Raw genomic sequence first — 15,481 nt, forward strand, 5'->3', positions numbered from 1 at the left:
GTCGTCGATAATCATGATGCGGCCGCCGTTCCGGTGCTTCCTTGCCTGATAACAAGAAGCATCGGAGACGACGGCCGCGTTGGTCCCGTCAACACGCTGCGCACGTCAACCCGCCACGAGCCAAAGGTTGAATAACAAGCTCAGTCGTGCCGGTCATTGCCGTACCTGTGCGTTTGGCGTCAGCGGGTGCGTGCAAGGAAGGAGAGGCTCATGGCGCCGTACTTCGTGGTCGCAGTACGGGCGCTGTCGGAGAGGAACTCGTAGGGGTTCCTCCTTAGCCGTTCGAGGCCGTGGGTGAAAGTGACATGGGGAAAACCGGCGTTCATTCTGAGGCCCTCGGCCTTTTCGAGCTGTTACTCCGTCATGTCAAGGCCCACCACTTGGCCACCCTCGCCCACCTCAACGGCGGCGGCGAAGACGTCCATGCCGGACCCGGAGCCCAGGTCCAAGACCTTTTCTCCGGGCAAGAGGTCCGCCAGATCGAAGAAGTACCCGACACCGGCAAAGGATTCGACGGCGCCAGCCGGGATCGCGTCAAGGAACCTCGGCGGGTAGCCCAACTGCTCGGCAAGATTCCGTTCTACCTTGAAGTGGTATTTGCCGGTGGGGTTCTGCGCCACCGCCCGGTAGACCTCCTTGACCTACGCTCCGCCTGAGCTTGTTATTAACCTTTGGCTCGTGGCGGGTTGACGTGCGCGGCGACGGGATGCCGACCACAGTGCAACGCGCAAAGCCGTTCGCGAAGCACGCAGTCGCGAGAACAGTGCCGGCTGAAGGGAGCAGGACATGAAGGCCATCATCGCGGGAGCGGGCATTGCCGGACTGTCCGCAGCCAGTTTCCTGGCCGCCCGGGGGTGGGCCGTGACGGTCCTCGAACGCGCCGACGGACCCCGGCAGGAGGGATACATGATCGATTTCTTCGGTCCTGGCTTCGAGGCCGCAGGAAAGCTCGGCGTGCTGCCCCGGCTCAGGGAGCTCGGCTACCTCGTGGCCCGGCTGGACTACGTGGACGCCAAGGGCCGGAGCCGGGCCCACCTGGACGTCGGCAGCTTCGCGTCGATGATGGACGGCAACCTGGTCAGCATCCTGCGCCCCGATCTGGAACTGGCCCTGCGCGAGGCCCTGCCGCCAACGGCGGAGCTGGTGTTCTCAGCCGGCATTGCAGCCGTTGAGCAACGGGCGGACCGCGTCCGTGTGGGGCTCACCGACGGCAGGAACCTTGAGGCCGATCTGCTGATCGGCGCGGACGGAATCCACTCACAGACCCGCGCTTTGGTCTTCGGGCCGGAAGCTGACTACTTCACCTTCCTGGGCTTCCACGTCGGGGCCTTCAGCTTCCGCGACGCACGGGCCGACGCGGTGCCCGCCAACCACTACACCGCCACCGACACCCCCGGCCGGGCGCTCTTCTTCTACAGGCTCCGGGACGGGTCCGTGTCCGTGCTCGGCGTACACCGCACCGACACCCCCGCCCGCCCGGCCAACCCCCAGGCCGAATTCAGGCACAGGTACCGGGACCTTGGGGACCTGGCCGGTCCGGCCCTGGAGCACTGCCCGGAACGGTTCTACTACGACCAGGTGGCCCAGATCCGGATGCCCGCATGGCACCGCGGTCGTGTGGTCCTCCTGGGCGACGCCGCGGCAGCCGTATCCCTTCTGGCCGGCCAAGGCGCCTCGCTGGCGGTGGCCGGCGCCCTGGCCCTGGCCGAGGAACTGGACCGGCACCCGGAGATGTCCGCGGCCCTGGACGCCTTCGAGGCACGGTGGCGCCCGGTCGTGGCCGACCACCAGCGCGCCGGCAAGGCAGCCGCCAGCTGGTTCGTACCGGCAAACCGCAGGGGGCTGTGGATGCGCCGGATGTTCCTGCGCCTCATCCGCGTCCCGGGAATCAGCCCCCTCGTCAGCCGCACCGTACTCGGCCGGGGCGGCACCGCATCGTGATCTCTGGCCCGGCGCCACCCGGCATCCGGGACTGGCGACGTTTCCGAACCCCGCCGGTTGGCTGCGCCTCAGCACTTACCGTCCGGGACCGGTGGCGCCGGCCGTTCCGCTGCCGCCTTGCGCAACGGGCTCACCGTCCCGTCTGTACCGTAGTCACCCTCGGCGTACTGGCCGATTTCCGACTCCGCGGTGCGGCCAGGAACCGTTTCGGCAACACCGAGATCGGCCTTGGCGTAGCATCCGGATTCGACAACGTTCGCATTGAGGGGTTGAGGCAGGCCGCCAATATCACCGGCGGCACCGAAGCTGGAGTCGCTGGCGGCCCGCCGGGGCTACCGTCGCATCTTCCTGACCACAGGTCCGCGCCAGCCCGAAGCCAAGGACCTCTACCTCACCACGGGATATGAGCCCCAGTTCGACCTGGACCAGGATCCGGAATTAATCGGGTCGCTCGCGTTCACCAAGAATCTCCCGGCCGCCCCGCTAAGCTAGCGGCATGGCCAACAAAACCACTGCTGAAAAGCTCGCCACCATCCAGAAGGGCTACACCCTGGAAGGTGCCACCATCGAGTTGGGCGCCGCCATTGTCGACGGCGAACTCCACAAGGAAGCCCAGGTCCGCCTGCCGCTGTCCATGATGAACAGGCACGGCCTGGTGGCCGGCGCCACCGGCACCGGCAAGACCGTCACGCTCCACATGATGGCCGAGCAGCTCTCCGCGGCCGGAGTTCCGGTATTCCTCGCGGACATCAAGGGTGACCTGTCCGGCCTGGCCACGGCAGCCGCCGGCAGCGAGAAGCTGAAGGCGCGCACCGACAGCATCGGGCAGGCCTGGGCCGGAAAGACGTTCCCGGTGGAGTTCCTGGCCCTGGGCGGCGACGGCAACGGCATTCCGGTCCGTGCCACCATCACCTCGTTTGGCCCCATCCTGCTCTCGCGCGTGATGGAGCTCAACGACACCCAGGAATCCAGCCTGCAGCTGGTCTTCCACTTTGCGGACAAAAACAACCTTGAGCTGATCGACCTCAAGGACCTCCGCGCCGTCATCCAGTTCCTCACCTCGGACGAAGGCAAGGACGAGCTGGAGGAGCTGGGCGGCCTGTCCAAGGCCACCGCCGGCGTCATCCTCCGCGAGCTCGTGAACCTCGAAGCGCAGGGCCTGGAAAGGTTCTTCGGCGAGCCTGAGTTCGACACGGCCGAGCTACTCCGGACCGCCCCGGACGGGCGCGGCGTCATCACCTGCCTGGAGCTGCCCACACTGCAGACCAAGCCGATGCTGTTCTCGACCTTCCTGATGTGGCTGCTGGCGGACCTGTTCGAGGACCTCCCCGAGGCCGGCGACCTCGATAAGCCCAAGCTGGTATTCTTCCTCGATGAGGCCCACCTTCTGTTCAATGGCGCATCCAAGGCCTTCCTGAACGCCATCACCACCACCGTCCGGCTGATCCGGTCCAAGGGTGTGGGGATCTTCTTCGTCACCCAGACCCCCAAGGACGTCCCCGCCGATGTCCTGGGGCAGCTGGCCAACCGCATCCAGCACGCCCTCCGCGCCTTCACCCCCGAGGACGCCAAGGCCCTGAAAGCCACGGTCTCCACGTTCCCGGTCAGCGACTACGACCTCGAGGAAACCCTCACGTCCGCGGGCATCGGCGAGGCCGTCGTTACCGTCATGAATGAGAGGGGCGCCCCGACGCCGGTTGCCCACACCCGCCTGCGCGCCCCGGAGTCCGTCATGGGCCCCAGCACCGACGAGCTCATCAAAAGCACCGTGGGCGGGTCCGCCCTGCTCGCCAAGTACGGGACCGCAGTGGACAACGTCTCCGCGTACGAGAAACTCACCGGCAAGGCCGCTGCGCCCACCGGCGGAGCCGCGCCGGGTCAGCCCCCGGTTCCGGCCGGCGCCGGTGTGCCGGGGCCGTCAGCTTCCGGACAGGCCGACGTCGACGCCGAGGCCCGCAGGATCGAGGAGGAAATCCTGGGCCGGCCCAGCAGCCGTCCCGCGCCGGCCCCGGACCGTTCGGCTGGGGATGCGCCCTCGCGGCGCGCACCGGAGCCCGCGGCCCCTGCCGGCGGCGGAATGGTGGGCGACCTCGCCGGAGCACTCGGCGGGGCACTGGGCGGCGGGCTGAAGAGCATGGTCCGTTCCCTGGGCACGCAGCTTGGCCGGGAGCTGCTCCGCGGCGTCTTCGGCACCTCGTCCCGGCGCCGCCGGTAGGCAAAACCGGACGATGTCCCGCCCTGGACTTCCCGCCGTCGGGCCTCAGGAAAGCCGCCGCACCGCGCTACACGGGGCGGCGGCGACACCTGTGTTCAGCGGGCTTGCAGGTAACGTAAGTGACGTGCAGATGAGTCAGGCGTTGGTGAGGATGGCAGCAGGGTGGCTGCTTGGCCTCATGCTTGCCGTGGCCGCGGCCATCGTTGGGGTCAACGTGGTGAACAATACGGTGGCGAGTCCACAGCAGCCTGTCCGGGAGTATCTGGACGCCCTCCGCGAGGGTGACGGCGGCAAGGCGCTGGGCCTGCTGCGTGCCACGGTGCCGCCCAGCAACGCCGCCATGCTCGACGGCACAGCGCTGCAGACGGCCTCGTCCCGGCTGGCGAACGTCACCATCGGCGATGCCGAGGAACGCGCAGGCAACCAGGTCATGGTGCCCGTGCAGTACACGATCGACGGCAGCAGGCTGCGCACCGATTTCGTGCTGGAGAAGACCGGCACGGAATGGCTGTTCTTTAACACGTGGGCGTTTCTGCCGTCGCGGCTGCCCACGGTGGGCCTGACGGTGGTGAACGCCAGCGAAGCCAATCTCAACGGCGTCCCGGTGAATATGCCCCAAGGCAGGAACTCGTTCGCCGTGTTCTATCCGGGCGAATACGAAGCCTCCCTGAACGGTGAATACTTCGCCGCGCCCGCCACACGCGCCACGGTGACGACCCGCGATGTCCCCGCGGCTCCGTTGAACCTGCTGACCGAGGCCACCGACCAGCTGCGGAAGGATGTGGGCGCGAAGGTGCAGGAGTTTCTGGACACCTGCGCCGCCGAAGCCGTAAAGCAGCAAAAGCTGCAGCCGGACTGCCCCTTCTACTTCGCCAGCACCAACAACGTGGACGACGGCACCATCAGGTGGTCCATCACGGAGTATCCGGAGATCTCCATCGAGCCCTTTGACGGCCGCTGGGTGGTTGCTCCCCTTGACGGGAAGGCCAAGGTGGAGGCGGTCCAGCAGAGTTCGTTCACGGGCGCCTGGTTCCCGCTCAACGAAGAGGTGGACTTCAGCTTCACCACCCGACTGGACGTCGCCGGCGACACCATCAGGGTCACCCCGCTCCTGAGCTACTAGCGCCTTGCACCTGGCCCGGTACCTGCACCTTGAGGCTCGGGGAGTGTCACGCACAGCATGCTTTTGCTGCCCCTGCGCGCAGCAGCCCCTGAGTTTCCGGGGTTTTCCCGCCACCGCCAGCCCAAAAGCCTGCCCTGCGTGACGGGAGGGCCGCGTGACGGGAGCCGTTACCGGCGCCGCGCCAGCACTGACAAGACCTGCGCCACCATGTCCGCCGGCGAGTAGACAACATCCGCGTAGTAGTACCGCAGCGCCGTGTAGCCCTGGACCACCGACTCGTTGTTCCGGCGGTGGTCCTTCTTCACCTGGGTCCACTCAGCATGCTGCCGGCCGTCCAGCTCCACCACCAGCCAGCCTTCCAAGAGGAGATCAACCTGGCCCACACGCTCAAGATAGGCCTGGGCTTCCACGCGGATCCCGGCCTGCCGGAAGTAGGTCCGGGCCAGGGTTTCCAGCAGCGAGTCCGCACCACGGTCCACCCACCGCAGTACCTCACGCGCAGGGCCGTTCCGCTTTCCCGGCAGCCTGGCGCGCAGAAAATCCACGGTCATTTCTCCCCGCCGAACGGCAGACTCCACCATCACCAAGGACTCGGCAAAGGGCAGGCATCTCAGCGCGTGGATGATGACATCGGCCAGCGCGGCCACGGGCCTGTCGGGCTGCGGCGGCAGCAACAGCCCGGCATGGTGGATCCCGCTGCCGGTGACAGCATCGGCCCTGCGGTGATGCACATGCAGCGCGCCCGAGGACGGCAGTGACCACAACCCATGGCGGGGAGCGGCGCTGGAACAGGTCAGGAGTTGGCGGTTACGCAACAGGCCCACAAGCTCAGCCGGCGCCGTCGGAAGGGCATAGAGTCCACGGTCCGGCTGGAGGAGCTGTCCGCCCCGGACTGCCCGGCGCAACGTCGCATCATCGACTCCAAGGCTGCCCAGAGTGGGGCGCCTGGCTGCTCCGCCGCACAGTTGAAGGGCTTTCTGCACATCCATGTGGCCATGCTGCCGCCGCGAGGGGCACGGCCGCATCCCGCCGTCGTCGTATGTGGAAAAACCCCGGGCGTCACGCCCAGCACGCTTTTGGCGGCGGCTGAGTCGCAAACCCCGGAAATCCGCGGCCCGCGCCAGCCGGGAACCGCAAAAGGCTGCCTCCCGTGACGCGAAGTCACGGCAGGCAGCCTCCTCACCCGGCCTCAGCGAGCCGGCGCTGCAAAGCATTAATGGCGGCGGCGCTTAGTCCATTCCGCGCAGGTCCAGGACCAGTTCGGTGTCGCCGTCGTCCGTCAGGAGAACCGGGATGCCCCAGTCCTGCTGGTACAGGTGGCAGGCGGCGTGGTCCGGGATCTCGCCGTCCGCATCCTCCGGGCCGTCGCAGGCGGCGGCGCGGGCGGTGATGTGCAGGACACCCTCCGGGATGCCGGACGCCAGCTCCAGGGCGCGGAGCAGGCCCACGGAGGTTCCTCCGCCGGAGACAAGCAGCTCCGGCGGGGTGGAGGAGATCTTCAGCTGCGTGGGATCGCCCCAGCGGTCGTCGAGCTTCTGCCCGGTGGGCGCGGTGAATCGCACGGTCAGTTCCAGGAGCCCAGGGGCAACCGGGCTCTTGGGCCGGTGGGTCTGCGAGGCGCCCTCGTCCACCTGCTGGGCTTCCTTGGGGATGGGCACGTAGACCAGCTGGTGCTTGTTTGCCTCAACCACTACCAGCAGCGGCTCCGAGCCTACACCGTGCGTGTGGTCCACAATCACGTCGGAGGGTTCCGCGAGTCCGCGGGCCAGCGTGGACACGGTCCCGGCGGCGGGGTCGTAGCGCCGCACGGCACCGTTGTAGGTGTCGGCGATGGCAATGGAGCCGTCAGGCAGGACGGTGACGCCGAGGGGGTGCTGGAGGCGTGCCTCGGCCGCGGGGCCGTCGCGGAAGCCGAAGTCGAACAGGCCCTTGCCCACGGCAGTCGCCACCGTGACCGTGCCGCCGTCGTCAATGGCCAGCTTGCGGAGGGCGGACGTTTCGGAGTCCGCCACCCAGATGTTGCCGTCGGCGTCCTCGGCCAGGCCGGAGGGCTGCGCGAACCAGGCTTCGTGGGCGGGGCCGTCCAGGAGGCCCTCGAGGCCGTTGCCGGCAATAATTGCCACGGCGCCGGTGAGGGGGTCGAAGCTGAAAATCTGGTGCGTGCCAGCCATGGCGATCACCACGGCGTGGAGCTTGGTGGACCAGACGACGTCCCACGGCGAGCTGAGGGACACCTCCAGCGGGTGCTCGCTGAGCTGGCCCGTGAAACCGGCGGCGTCCTCGTCCACCCGGGCGGGGCCGGTTTCCAGCAGGCGCTGCACGCCGTTGCCAACAATCGTCGTGGCCTTGCCGTCCGCCAGCGAGAGTCCCCGGAGGCGGTGGTTGACGGAGTCGGCAATCACGACGTCGTAGCCCGCCTTCGCTGCCACGTCTTCCGGAAGCAGCACGAGGCCCTGCGGCTCGTTGAACCGTGCGGTCGGCTCGACGGAGTCGACGGCGGCGGCCGGGCCGTCAGCGTGGCCCCTGGATCCGGAGCCGAAGGTCGCCAGGATGGATTCGAAGTCGGTGCCCAGCTCCACCAAGCGGTGGTGGCCGGTGTCGGTTACCAGCCAGGAACCGTCGGTGGCGGTATCAGCGGCGGCGGAAGTGCCGCCGTCGGACGTTCCCTGCTCGCCTGAACCGCGACCGGTTGAACCGCGTCCGGCCGGCAGGAACAGCGCCTTGCCGGGGAAGCGCAGCGTGCCCGAGGTGGCTTCCGGCGCCACGTACGGGCCGGAGCCGCGGTGCAGCGTGCCCTTGGCCTCGTGCTCGGCGATCAGCTCGGGGATGAGCACGGCCAGGCCGTCAGCGTGGCCCTCACCGGACAGGTGCGCCACGATGTAGCCCTCGGGGTCGATGACCACCAGGGTGGGCCAGGCGCGGGCGGTGTACGCCTTCCAGGTCTCCAGCTCAGGATCGTCCAGGACGGGGTGGTGGATCTCGTAGCGTTCCACGGCGGCGGCCAGGGCCACGGGATCAGCTTCGTGTTCAAACTTGGGCGAGTGCACACCCACGGTGACCAGGACGTCGGAGTACTGCTCCTCGAGCGGGCGCAGCTCATCGAGGACGTGCAGGCAGTTGATGCAGCAGAAAGTCCAGAAGTCGAGCAGCACGATTTTGCCGCGCAGGGCTTCGAGGTCCAGCGATTTGCCGCCGGTGTTGAGCCAGTTGCGGCCCACCAGTTCGGAGGCGCGGACCCGGAGTTGGGTGCGTACGGTTTCGCTCATCAGCGTCCTTCCAGCTTGTTGCGTTCAGCCAACTTGGCGTCGCGTTCAGCCAATTTGGCAAACATATCGTTGTAAGCAGTGAGATCGGCGTCGTTATTCCTGTCCGCCGCCCGATCGGTGCGGCGGGTCTCCCGTTCATCGGAGCGGGACCACATGATGGCGACGCCGATGGCCACCAGGAGGGTGGGCACTTCGCCGATGCCCCAGGCCACGGCCCCGCCCATTTGCTGGTCCAGGAGAGCGGAGGGTCCCCAGGCGCGGCCAAGATTGCCGAAGTAGTCGGCCGCCAGCAGGCTGGTGCCGCCCATGATCGCGACGCCGAAGAACGCGTGGAAGCCCATGGTCGCCAGCAGCAGGAGCAGGCGCATGGGATACGGTGCGCGGCGGGGCAGCGGGTCCGTGCCGATCATGCTCAGGATGAAGATGTAACCCGTGAGCGTGAAGTGCAGGATCATGAGCTCGTGGCCCACATGGTCTCGCATTGCAAAACCGAAAGCGTCCGAGTAGTAGAACAGCACGATGGACCCCGCGAAATTGGCCGCCGCGAAGATGGGGTGCGTGACCAATTGGGAGAACTTGGAATGGATAAACACGAGCAGCCACTCGCGCGTCCCACGGGAGCCGTCGCCGCGGGCAGGCAATGCCCGCAGGGCCAGCGTCACCGGGGCACCGAGCACCAGGAAGATGGGTGCCACCATGGTGAGCGCCATGTGGTCCACCATGTGCGCGGAGAAGAGGATCCTGCCATAGACCGACGGCGGCCCTGACGTGATGTAGGTCAGGACCAGGAGGCCGATCACCCAGTTCACGGCGCGGAACCACTGCCACTTGTCGCCGCGCCGAACCACCTTGGCGACGCCCAGGAAGTAGGCCACCAGCCCGAAGAGCACCACCGCCACCCAAAGCCAGTCAAAGCGCCACTCCGTCAGCCAGCGTTCCGGCGTCAGTTCAGGCGGCAGCTCGTAGCCGGTGAGGATGAATGCCGGCGACCCGTCTGGCTCAAACGTGGTGGGCTGCGGCGGGGCCGACCGGCTCAGGGCGACGGCCACGCCGGAGGTGGCTCCCATAACGAGGAGTTCCACGAGCACCAGCTGCCACAGCACGCGGCGGGAGGACATCGCCGAGCCTTTGCGGCCAAGCTGGGGGATGACCCATTGCCGGTGCATGAAGCCGATCCCGCCAAGGACCAGGGTGGCCGCCGATTTCGCGAGGATCAGCTGGCCGTAGGGGGAACCAAAGAGGTCACTCCAGTTGGTGATGCGGATGCTGGCATTGATGACGCCGGAAGCAAAGACGAGCACAAACGCAAAGCCTGCCAGGGATGAGAAACGCCGCAGCGTCGGTTCGGTGATGTCGGCGGCGCCGGGCTTTGAGCCCGTCAGGATTCCGGACAGCAATGCCAGGACGACGATGCCGCCAACCCAGGCGCTGACGCCCACGAGGTGCAGGCCCAGGGAGTTGATGGCGCCTTCGTGGTCCGACGAGCTTGAGGAGTGGCCGATCAGCGCGGCGGGAACCAGCCCGGCCAGCGCCAGGATCAGCGTGAGCGCGAGACCCACAAGGGATCTGACGCCGAAAAGCGCGGTAGTCACGAAGGCCGCGATGACGGTTACCGTCAGCCAGGCCCGGCCAGTGTCGATGCCCGACATGAAGTACACCAGGGCGCGGGTGAACTCGGCGTCCCCGCCGACGGCCTGGCCCGCAACGTCTGCGTAGGTGAGCACCAGTACGGCAACTGCTGACAGCGTCCAGGCGGCGCCCGCTGCGGCGGCAATGGCCAGGGCCCGGGCGAAGGCCGGGTGTTCCGGGGTGTCGCCGCTATGGGCCCGGGACCGGGGGCCCGTTGTTCTGGGGAGGATGCCGACGGCGAAGATCAGTCCGCCGATCACTGTCGCCAGTGCCACGTTGTGGATGGCCTTGCTGACGGGAAGTCCCCAGCGGACCAGGGCTCCCGGGTCGGAGACCTCACGGGCAGCGGCGGCGCCGGAGAAGAAGAGTGCCGCCGTCAGTCCCAGGAAGAGGGCGGCAAAGCCCGCGAGCTGCCACGGCCGGGAAATCCCCACGACGCCGCCAGTCCTGGCCGAGGCGCGCCTGTCGGGGCCTGGCTGGGGTGCTGTGGGACGGGATTTTGCTGCAGAAGGCACCTATCTATTGTCCGCTACGGGTGCCCGCGCGGCGAATCGGCTTAAAGCAAAGGAGCGGCAACCCTGAGGTTGCCGCTCCTTTGCTGCTGTGCCGAAGAAGACTACTTCTTCTTGGCGACTGCAGCCTTCAGCTTCGAGCCGGCGGTCAGCTTGACGCTGTGGCCTGCCGCGATCTGGATGGTCTCGCCGGTCTGCGGGTTGCGGCCGGTGCGTGCTGCACGGTCGGTGCGCTCAACTGCGAGCCAGCCCGGGATGGTGATCTTCTCGCCGGCAGCGACGGAAGTCTCGAATACTTCGAACAGTGCATCGAGGACGGAGTTGACGGCTGACTGGCTGGTGCCGGCCTTGCCTGCTACCTCTGAAACAAGTTCACTACGGTTCTTAGCCATTGATGTCCTCCTGGACGGTCACGATTTCTGGAGCCTGAACGCGGCATGCGTGCAAGCCACTGTTCGAAAACTTACCAGCTTGGGCCCGCGAGGTCCGCAAATTCCGCGTGTTTCCGCCACTTTTTGACTAAAATCACCGGATTTCCGGGGAATTGCGGGGGAATTGCGCCCACAGCGGACGCTCTCTCTCTTTTTGCGGGATTCCGCGCGACGCTCTATCACTTCGCGTTGCTTGGTTGTGTGGTGTACGACGGCGGCCGTGTTGGGTGGGTGCCGCGGCGTTGGGTGGGGTGCCGCGGCGTTGGGTGGGGTGCCGCGGCGTTGGGTGGGGTGCCGCGGCGTTGGGTGGGGTGCCGCGGCGTTGGGTGGGGTGCCGGCGGGCGGTGGTGTGCCGGAATTCACGGCAGGCAGCACGAAGGCGGTGTTTTTGGTTTTGGGTGGTTAATGTGGGAGAGCCCCCCAACCTGGTGGTTGGGGGGCTCTCGACCTGTAATGATGTTCCGGCGGTGACCTACTCTCCCACACCCTCCCGGGTGCAGTACCATCGGCGCTGTGGGTCTTAGCTTCCGGGTTCGGAATGGGACCGGGCGTTTCCCCCACGCTATGACCGCCGTAACCCTTGCTCCGCACCCTGCCGGCTGTGCCGTGGGGTGGGAAAACTTTGTGGTTACAACATTGTGGTGTTGTTATTTTGTTGTGTTTTTGTTCCCTGGACAACGTGCCGTCGTATGGACGGGTTTGTTGTTTGGGAACCACATAGTGGACGCAAGCAGTCTTGTTTCTTTTTACCACCCCGTGGTGCAAACCTCTTTTGACTAGGTTTGCGGGGTGGTGTGTGGTGTAAGTTATCGGCCTATTAGTACCGGTCAGCTTCACGAGTCGTTAGTCCTCGCTTCCACATCCGGCCTATCAACCCAGTGGTCTGGCTGGGGGCCTCTCACACACAAGGTGTATGGAAATCTCATCTCGAAGCGAGCTTCCCGCTTAGATGCTTTCAGCGGTTATCCCATCCGAACGTAGCTAATCAGCGGTGCACTTGGCAGTACAACTGACACACCAGAGGTTCGTCCGTCCCGGTCCTCTCGTACTAAGGACAGCCCTTCTCAAATTTCCTGCGCGCGCAGCGGATAGGGACCGAACTGTCTCACGACGTTCTAAACCCAGCTCGCGTACCGCTTTAATGGGCGAACAGCCCAACCCTTGGGACCTACTCCAGCCCCAGGATGCGACGAGCCGACATCGAGGTGCCAAACCATGCCGTCGATATGGACTCTTGGGCAAGATCAGCCTGTTATCCCCGAGGTACCTTTTATCCGTTGAGCGACGGCCATTCCACAATGTACCGCCGGATCACTAGTCCCGACTTTCGTCCCTGCTCGAGATGTCTCTCTCACAGTCAAGCTCCCTTGTGCACTTACACTCGACACCTGATTGCCAACCAGGCTGAGGGAACCTTTGGGCGCCTCCGTTACTTTTTAGGAGGCAACCGCCCCAGTTAAACTACCCATCAGGCACTGTCCCTGACCCGGATTACGGGCCGAAGTTAGATGTCCAAAGTGACCAGAGTGGTATTTCAACGATGACTCCACCCGAACTGGCGTCCGGGCTTCAACGTCTCCCACCTATCCTACACAAGCCACTCCGAACACCAATACCAAACTATAGTAAAGGTCTCGGGGTCTTTCCGTCCTGCTGCGCGTAACGAGCATCTTTACTCGTACTGCAATTTCGCCGAGTTTATGGTTGAGACAGCGGGGAAGTCGTTACTCCATTCGTGCAGGTCGGAACTTACCCGACAAGGAATTTCGCTACCTTAGGATGGTTATAGTTACCACCGCCGTTTACTGGGGCTTGAATTCTCAGCTTCGCCCTTGCGGGCTAACCGGTCCTCTTAACCTTCCAGCACCGGGCAGGAGTCAGTCCGTATACATCGTCTTGCGACTTCGCACGGACCTGTGTTTTTAGTAAACAGTCGCTTCCCCCTGGTCTCTGCGGCCCCGATCCCCTCCCACCAGCGTGTGGTGTTCAAGGTTGGGGCCCCCCTTCTCCCGAAGTTACGGGGGCATTTTGCCGAGTTCCTTAACCATAATTCTCTCGATCGCCTTAGTATTCTCTACCTGATCACCTGTGTCGGTTTGGGGTACGGGCGGCTAAAACCTCGCGTCGATGCTTTTCTCGGCAGCATAGGATCACCAAATCCCCCCGTGAGGGGGTCCCATCAGATCTCAGGCATCATGAACGGCGGATTTGCCTACCGTTCGCCCTACATCCTTAGACCGGGACAACCATCGCCCGGCTTGGCTACCTTCCTGCGTCACACCTGTTAATACGCTTGCCTCCCAGGATCAGGTCCCGCGCTCCACCAAAACCCACGTCACCCCGAAGGGTGGGCGGGCAGGTCTCGGGCGGTTAGTATCCCCTGTTCAACATGGACGGTTTTTCGCCGGTACGGGAATATCAACCCGTTGTCCATCGACTACGCCTGTCGGCCTCGCCTTAGGTCCCGACTTACCCAGGGCAGATTAGCTTGACCCTGGAACCCTTGATCATTCGGCGGACGGGTTTCTCACCCGTCTTTCGCTACTCATGCCTGCATTCTCACTCGTGTAGGCTCCACCGCTGGTTTACACCGCGACTTCACTGCCCACACGACGCTCCCCTACCACTCCAGACACCTGAACCGGATCCACGAGGGACCGGCTGGGTTATTGCCTGAAATCCACAACTTCGGCGGTGTACTTGAGCCCCGCTACATTGTCGGCGCGGAATCACTTGACCAGTGAGCTATTACGCACTCTTTTAAGGATGGCTGCTTCTAAGCCAACCTCCTGGTTGTCTTCGCAACTCCACATCCTTTCCCACTTAGCACACGCTTAGGGGCCTTAGTTGGTGGTCTGGGCTGTTTCCCTCTCGACTATGAAGCTTATCCCCCACAGTCTCACTGCTGCGCTCTCACTTACCGGCATTCGGAGTTTGGCTGACGTCAGTAACCTTGTAGGGCCCATTAGCCATCCAGTAGCTCTACCTCCAGCAAGAAACACGCAACGCTGCACCTAAATGCATTTCGGGGAGAACCAGCTATCACGAAGTTTGATTGGCCTTTCACCCCTACCCACAGCTCATCCCCTCCATTTTCAACTGAAGTGGGTTCGGTCCTCCACGACGTCTTACCGTCGCTTCAACCTGGCCATGGGTAGATCACTTCGCTTCGGGTCTAGATCACGCCACTGCAACGCCCTATTCAGACTCGCTTTCGCTACGGCTTCCCCACACGGGTTAACCTCGCGACGTAACACTAACTCGCAGGCTCATTCTTCAAAAGGCACGCCGTCACAACTACAAGGCTGCTCCGACGGATTGTAAGCACACGGTTTCAGGTACTGTTTCACTCCCCTCCCGGGGTACTTTTCACCTTTCCCTCACGGTACTGGTCCGCTATCGGTCATTAGGGAGTATTTAGGCTTATCAGGTGGTCCTGACAGATTCACACGGGATTTCTCGGGCCCCGTGCTACTTGGGATACTCTCCAGGCGGCACAAAACATTTCGGTTACGGGGCTCACACCCTCTCTGGCCGGCCTTTCAAGACCGTTCACCTATGCCTGCACATCACACCCCACCAGTCCGGCAGAACTGGTACGGAAAGTCCCACAACCCCGCCCATGCAACGCCCGCCGGCTATCACACATGGAACGGTTTAGCCTGATCCGCGTTCGCTCGCCACTACTAACGGAATCACTATTGTTTTCTCTTCCTGCGGGTACTGAGATGTTTCACTTCCCCGCGTTCCCTCCACGCACCCTATGTGTTCAGATGCGGGTCACCAGGCGACTCGCGCCCCTGGCGGGGTTTCCCCATTCGGACACCCTGGGATCACAGTCCGGTTATCGACTCCCCCAGGCTTATCGCAGATTCCTACGTCCTTCTTCGGCTCCTAATGCCAAGGCATCCACCGTGTGCTCTTAAAAACTTGACCACAAAAGATCAAAAACGCTAATTTTCGAGAGAACCACAGAAACCACCCACACCCCAAAAGAGTGCGGACAGATCCAGGTTCATAATTCTTGGAAATTGCTTCTTATAAAAGATGCTCGCGTCCACTATGTAGTTCTCAAACAACAACCCCATACCACACACCCCACACACACCCCTCCCCGAAGGAAGAAGCACCATGCATGATCGGTGCAGCCAGGAAACCAGAAACAAACAAGTACCGGGAAAACCCGGCCCTGTTGCCTCAGGACCCAACAGTGTGCCAAACACTACCCGGCAACCCATCCCGGCCGCGTTCCAGAACACCATCCCCCGAAAGGAACACTGTTCGTACTTGCTGCCGGCATGTGCCACCAGGCACCTATTTGTTGATATTCCACCCTTGAGCACCCGCCGCAGAACTTGCGTCTG

9 protein-coding genes, 2 rRNA genes and 1 pseudogene are annotated in these 15,481 nt (G+C 64.3%); 4 read left to right on the plus strand and 8 right to left on the minus strand.

Features of this window, described 5'->3' with window-relative positions:
* Positions 1 to 179: 179 nt before the first annotated feature.
* Together AC3IT0_RS21295 and AC3IT0_RS21300 are read right to left on the minus strand one after the other, a co-directional pair.
* Entirely contained in the window at positions 180 to 326 is a 147-nt protein-coding gene (locus AC3IT0_RS21295; RefSeq protein ID WP_489321628.1) for a hypothetical protein, read from the minus strand.
* A gap of 27 nt (positions 327 to 353) precedes the next feature.
* The gene (locus AC3IT0_RS21300) at positions 354 to 620 is read right to left on the minus strand and encodes a methyltransferase domain-containing protein (protein ID WP_489321629.1); all 267 of its coding nucleotides are present in this window, start codon (positions 618 to 620) and stop codon (positions 354 to 356) included.
* A gap of 166 nt (positions 621 to 786) precedes the next feature.
* On the opposite strand from AC3IT0_RS21300, the gene AC3IT0_RS21305 reads away from it, so the two are divergent.
* The 4 genes and pseudogenes from AC3IT0_RS21305 (at position 787) to AC3IT0_RS21320 (ending at position 5,279) form a co-directional block, all read left to right on the plus strand.
* Positions 787 to 1,941 (plus strand): FAD-dependent oxidoreductase, encoded by a 1,155-nt coding sequence (locus tag AC3IT0_RS21305; protein ID WP_489321630.1) that lies wholly within the window; start codon positions 787 to 789, stop codon positions 1,939 to 1,941.
* A 303-nt stretch (positions 1,942 to 2,244) separates the two neighbouring features.
* Positions 2,245 to 2,433, plus strand: a pseudogene (locus AC3IT0_RS21310) (GNAT family N-acetyltransferase); the annotation flags it as partial.
* Between the two features lie 4 nt (positions 2,434 to 2,437).
* Positions 2,438 to 4,156 (plus strand): helicase HerA-like domain-containing protein, encoded by a 1,719-nt coding sequence (locus tag AC3IT0_RS21315; protein ID WP_489321631.1) that lies wholly within the window; start codon positions 2,438 to 2,440, stop codon positions 4,154 to 4,156.
* A gap of 130 nt (positions 4,157 to 4,286) precedes the next feature.
* Complete coding sequence (locus AC3IT0_RS21320; RefSeq protein ID WP_489323863.1) at positions 4,287 to 5,279, plus strand: hypothetical protein; 993 nt, start codon at positions 4,287 to 4,289, stop codon at positions 5,277 to 5,279.
* 167 nt (positions 5,280 to 5,446) lie between these two features.
* Here the strand turns inward: AC3IT0_RS21320 and AC3IT0_RS21325 are convergent, their stop codons facing one another.
* The 6 genes from AC3IT0_RS21325 to AC3IT0_RS21350 form a co-directional block, all read right to left on the minus strand.
* Positions 5,447 to 6,268: a DUF559 domain-containing protein gene (locus AC3IT0_RS21325; RefSeq protein WP_489321632.1), complete on the minus strand. Its 822-nt coding sequence runs from the start codon at positions 6,266 to 6,268 to the stop codon at positions 5,447 to 5,449.
* A 240-nt stretch (positions 6,269 to 6,508) separates the two neighbouring features.
* A complete protein-coding gene (locus AC3IT0_RS21330; protein ID WP_489321633.1) occupies positions 6,509 to 8,545 on the minus strand; it encodes an NHL domain-containing thioredoxin family protein in 2,037 nt (678 codons plus the stop codon).
* Complete coding sequence (locus AC3IT0_RS21335; RefSeq protein WP_489321634.1) at positions 8,545 to 10,689, minus strand: bifunctional copper resistance protein CopD/cytochrome c oxidase assembly protein; 2,145 nt, start codon at positions 10,687 to 10,689, stop codon at positions 8,545 to 8,547. The genes AC3IT0_RS21330 and AC3IT0_RS21335 overlap by 1 nt, the downstream gene beginning before the upstream one ends.
* Positions 10,690 to 10,790: 101 nt before the next feature.
* Positions 10,791 to 11,078 carry an HU family DNA-binding protein gene (locus tag AC3IT0_RS21340; protein ID WP_489321635.1) on the minus strand — a complete coding sequence of 96 codons (288 nt, stop codon included), beginning with the start codon at positions 11,076 to 11,078 and terminating at the stop codon, positions 10,791 to 10,793.
* Positions 11,079 to 11,576: 498 nt separating this feature from the next.
* Positions 11,577 to 11,693 (minus strand): 5S ribosomal RNA (rrf, locus tag AC3IT0_RS21345).
* A gap of 220 nt (positions 11,694 to 11,913) precedes the next feature.
* Positions 11,914 to 15,053, minus strand: a 23S ribosomal RNA gene (locus AC3IT0_RS21350).
* Positions 15,054 to 15,481 lie beyond the last annotated feature (428 nt).

Source organism: Pseudarthrobacter sp. KH_020_B (assembly GCF_057840185.1).

Coding starts and splice junctions, on each gene's coding strand:
- AC3IT0_RS21295 (WP_489321628.1), bottom strand. CDS start 326: ATGAACGCCGGTTTTCCCCATGTCACTTTCACCCACGGCCTCGAACGG.
- AC3IT0_RS21305 (WP_489321630.1), top strand. CDS start 787: ATGAAGGCCATCATCGCGGGAGCGGGCATTGCCGGACTGTCCGCAGCC.
- AC3IT0_RS21315 (WP_489321631.1), top strand. CDS start 2,438: ATGGCCAACAAAACCACTGCTGAAAAGCTCGCCACCATCCAGAAGGGC.
- AC3IT0_RS21320 (WP_489323863.1), top strand. CDS start 4,287: ATGAGTCAGGCGTTGGTGAGGATGGCAGCAGGGTGGCTGCTTGGCCTC.
- AC3IT0_RS21325 (WP_489321632.1), bottom strand. CDS start 6,268: ATGGATGTGCAGAAAGCCCTTCAACTGTGCGGCGGAGCAGCCAGGCGC.
- AC3IT0_RS21330 (WP_489321633.1), bottom strand. CDS start 8,545: ATGAGCGAAACCGTACGCACCCAACTCCGGGTCCGCGCCTCCGAACTG.
- AC3IT0_RS21340 (WP_489321635.1), bottom strand. CDS start 11,078: ATGGCTAAGAACCGTAGTGAACTTGTTTCAGAGGTAGCAGGCAAGGCC.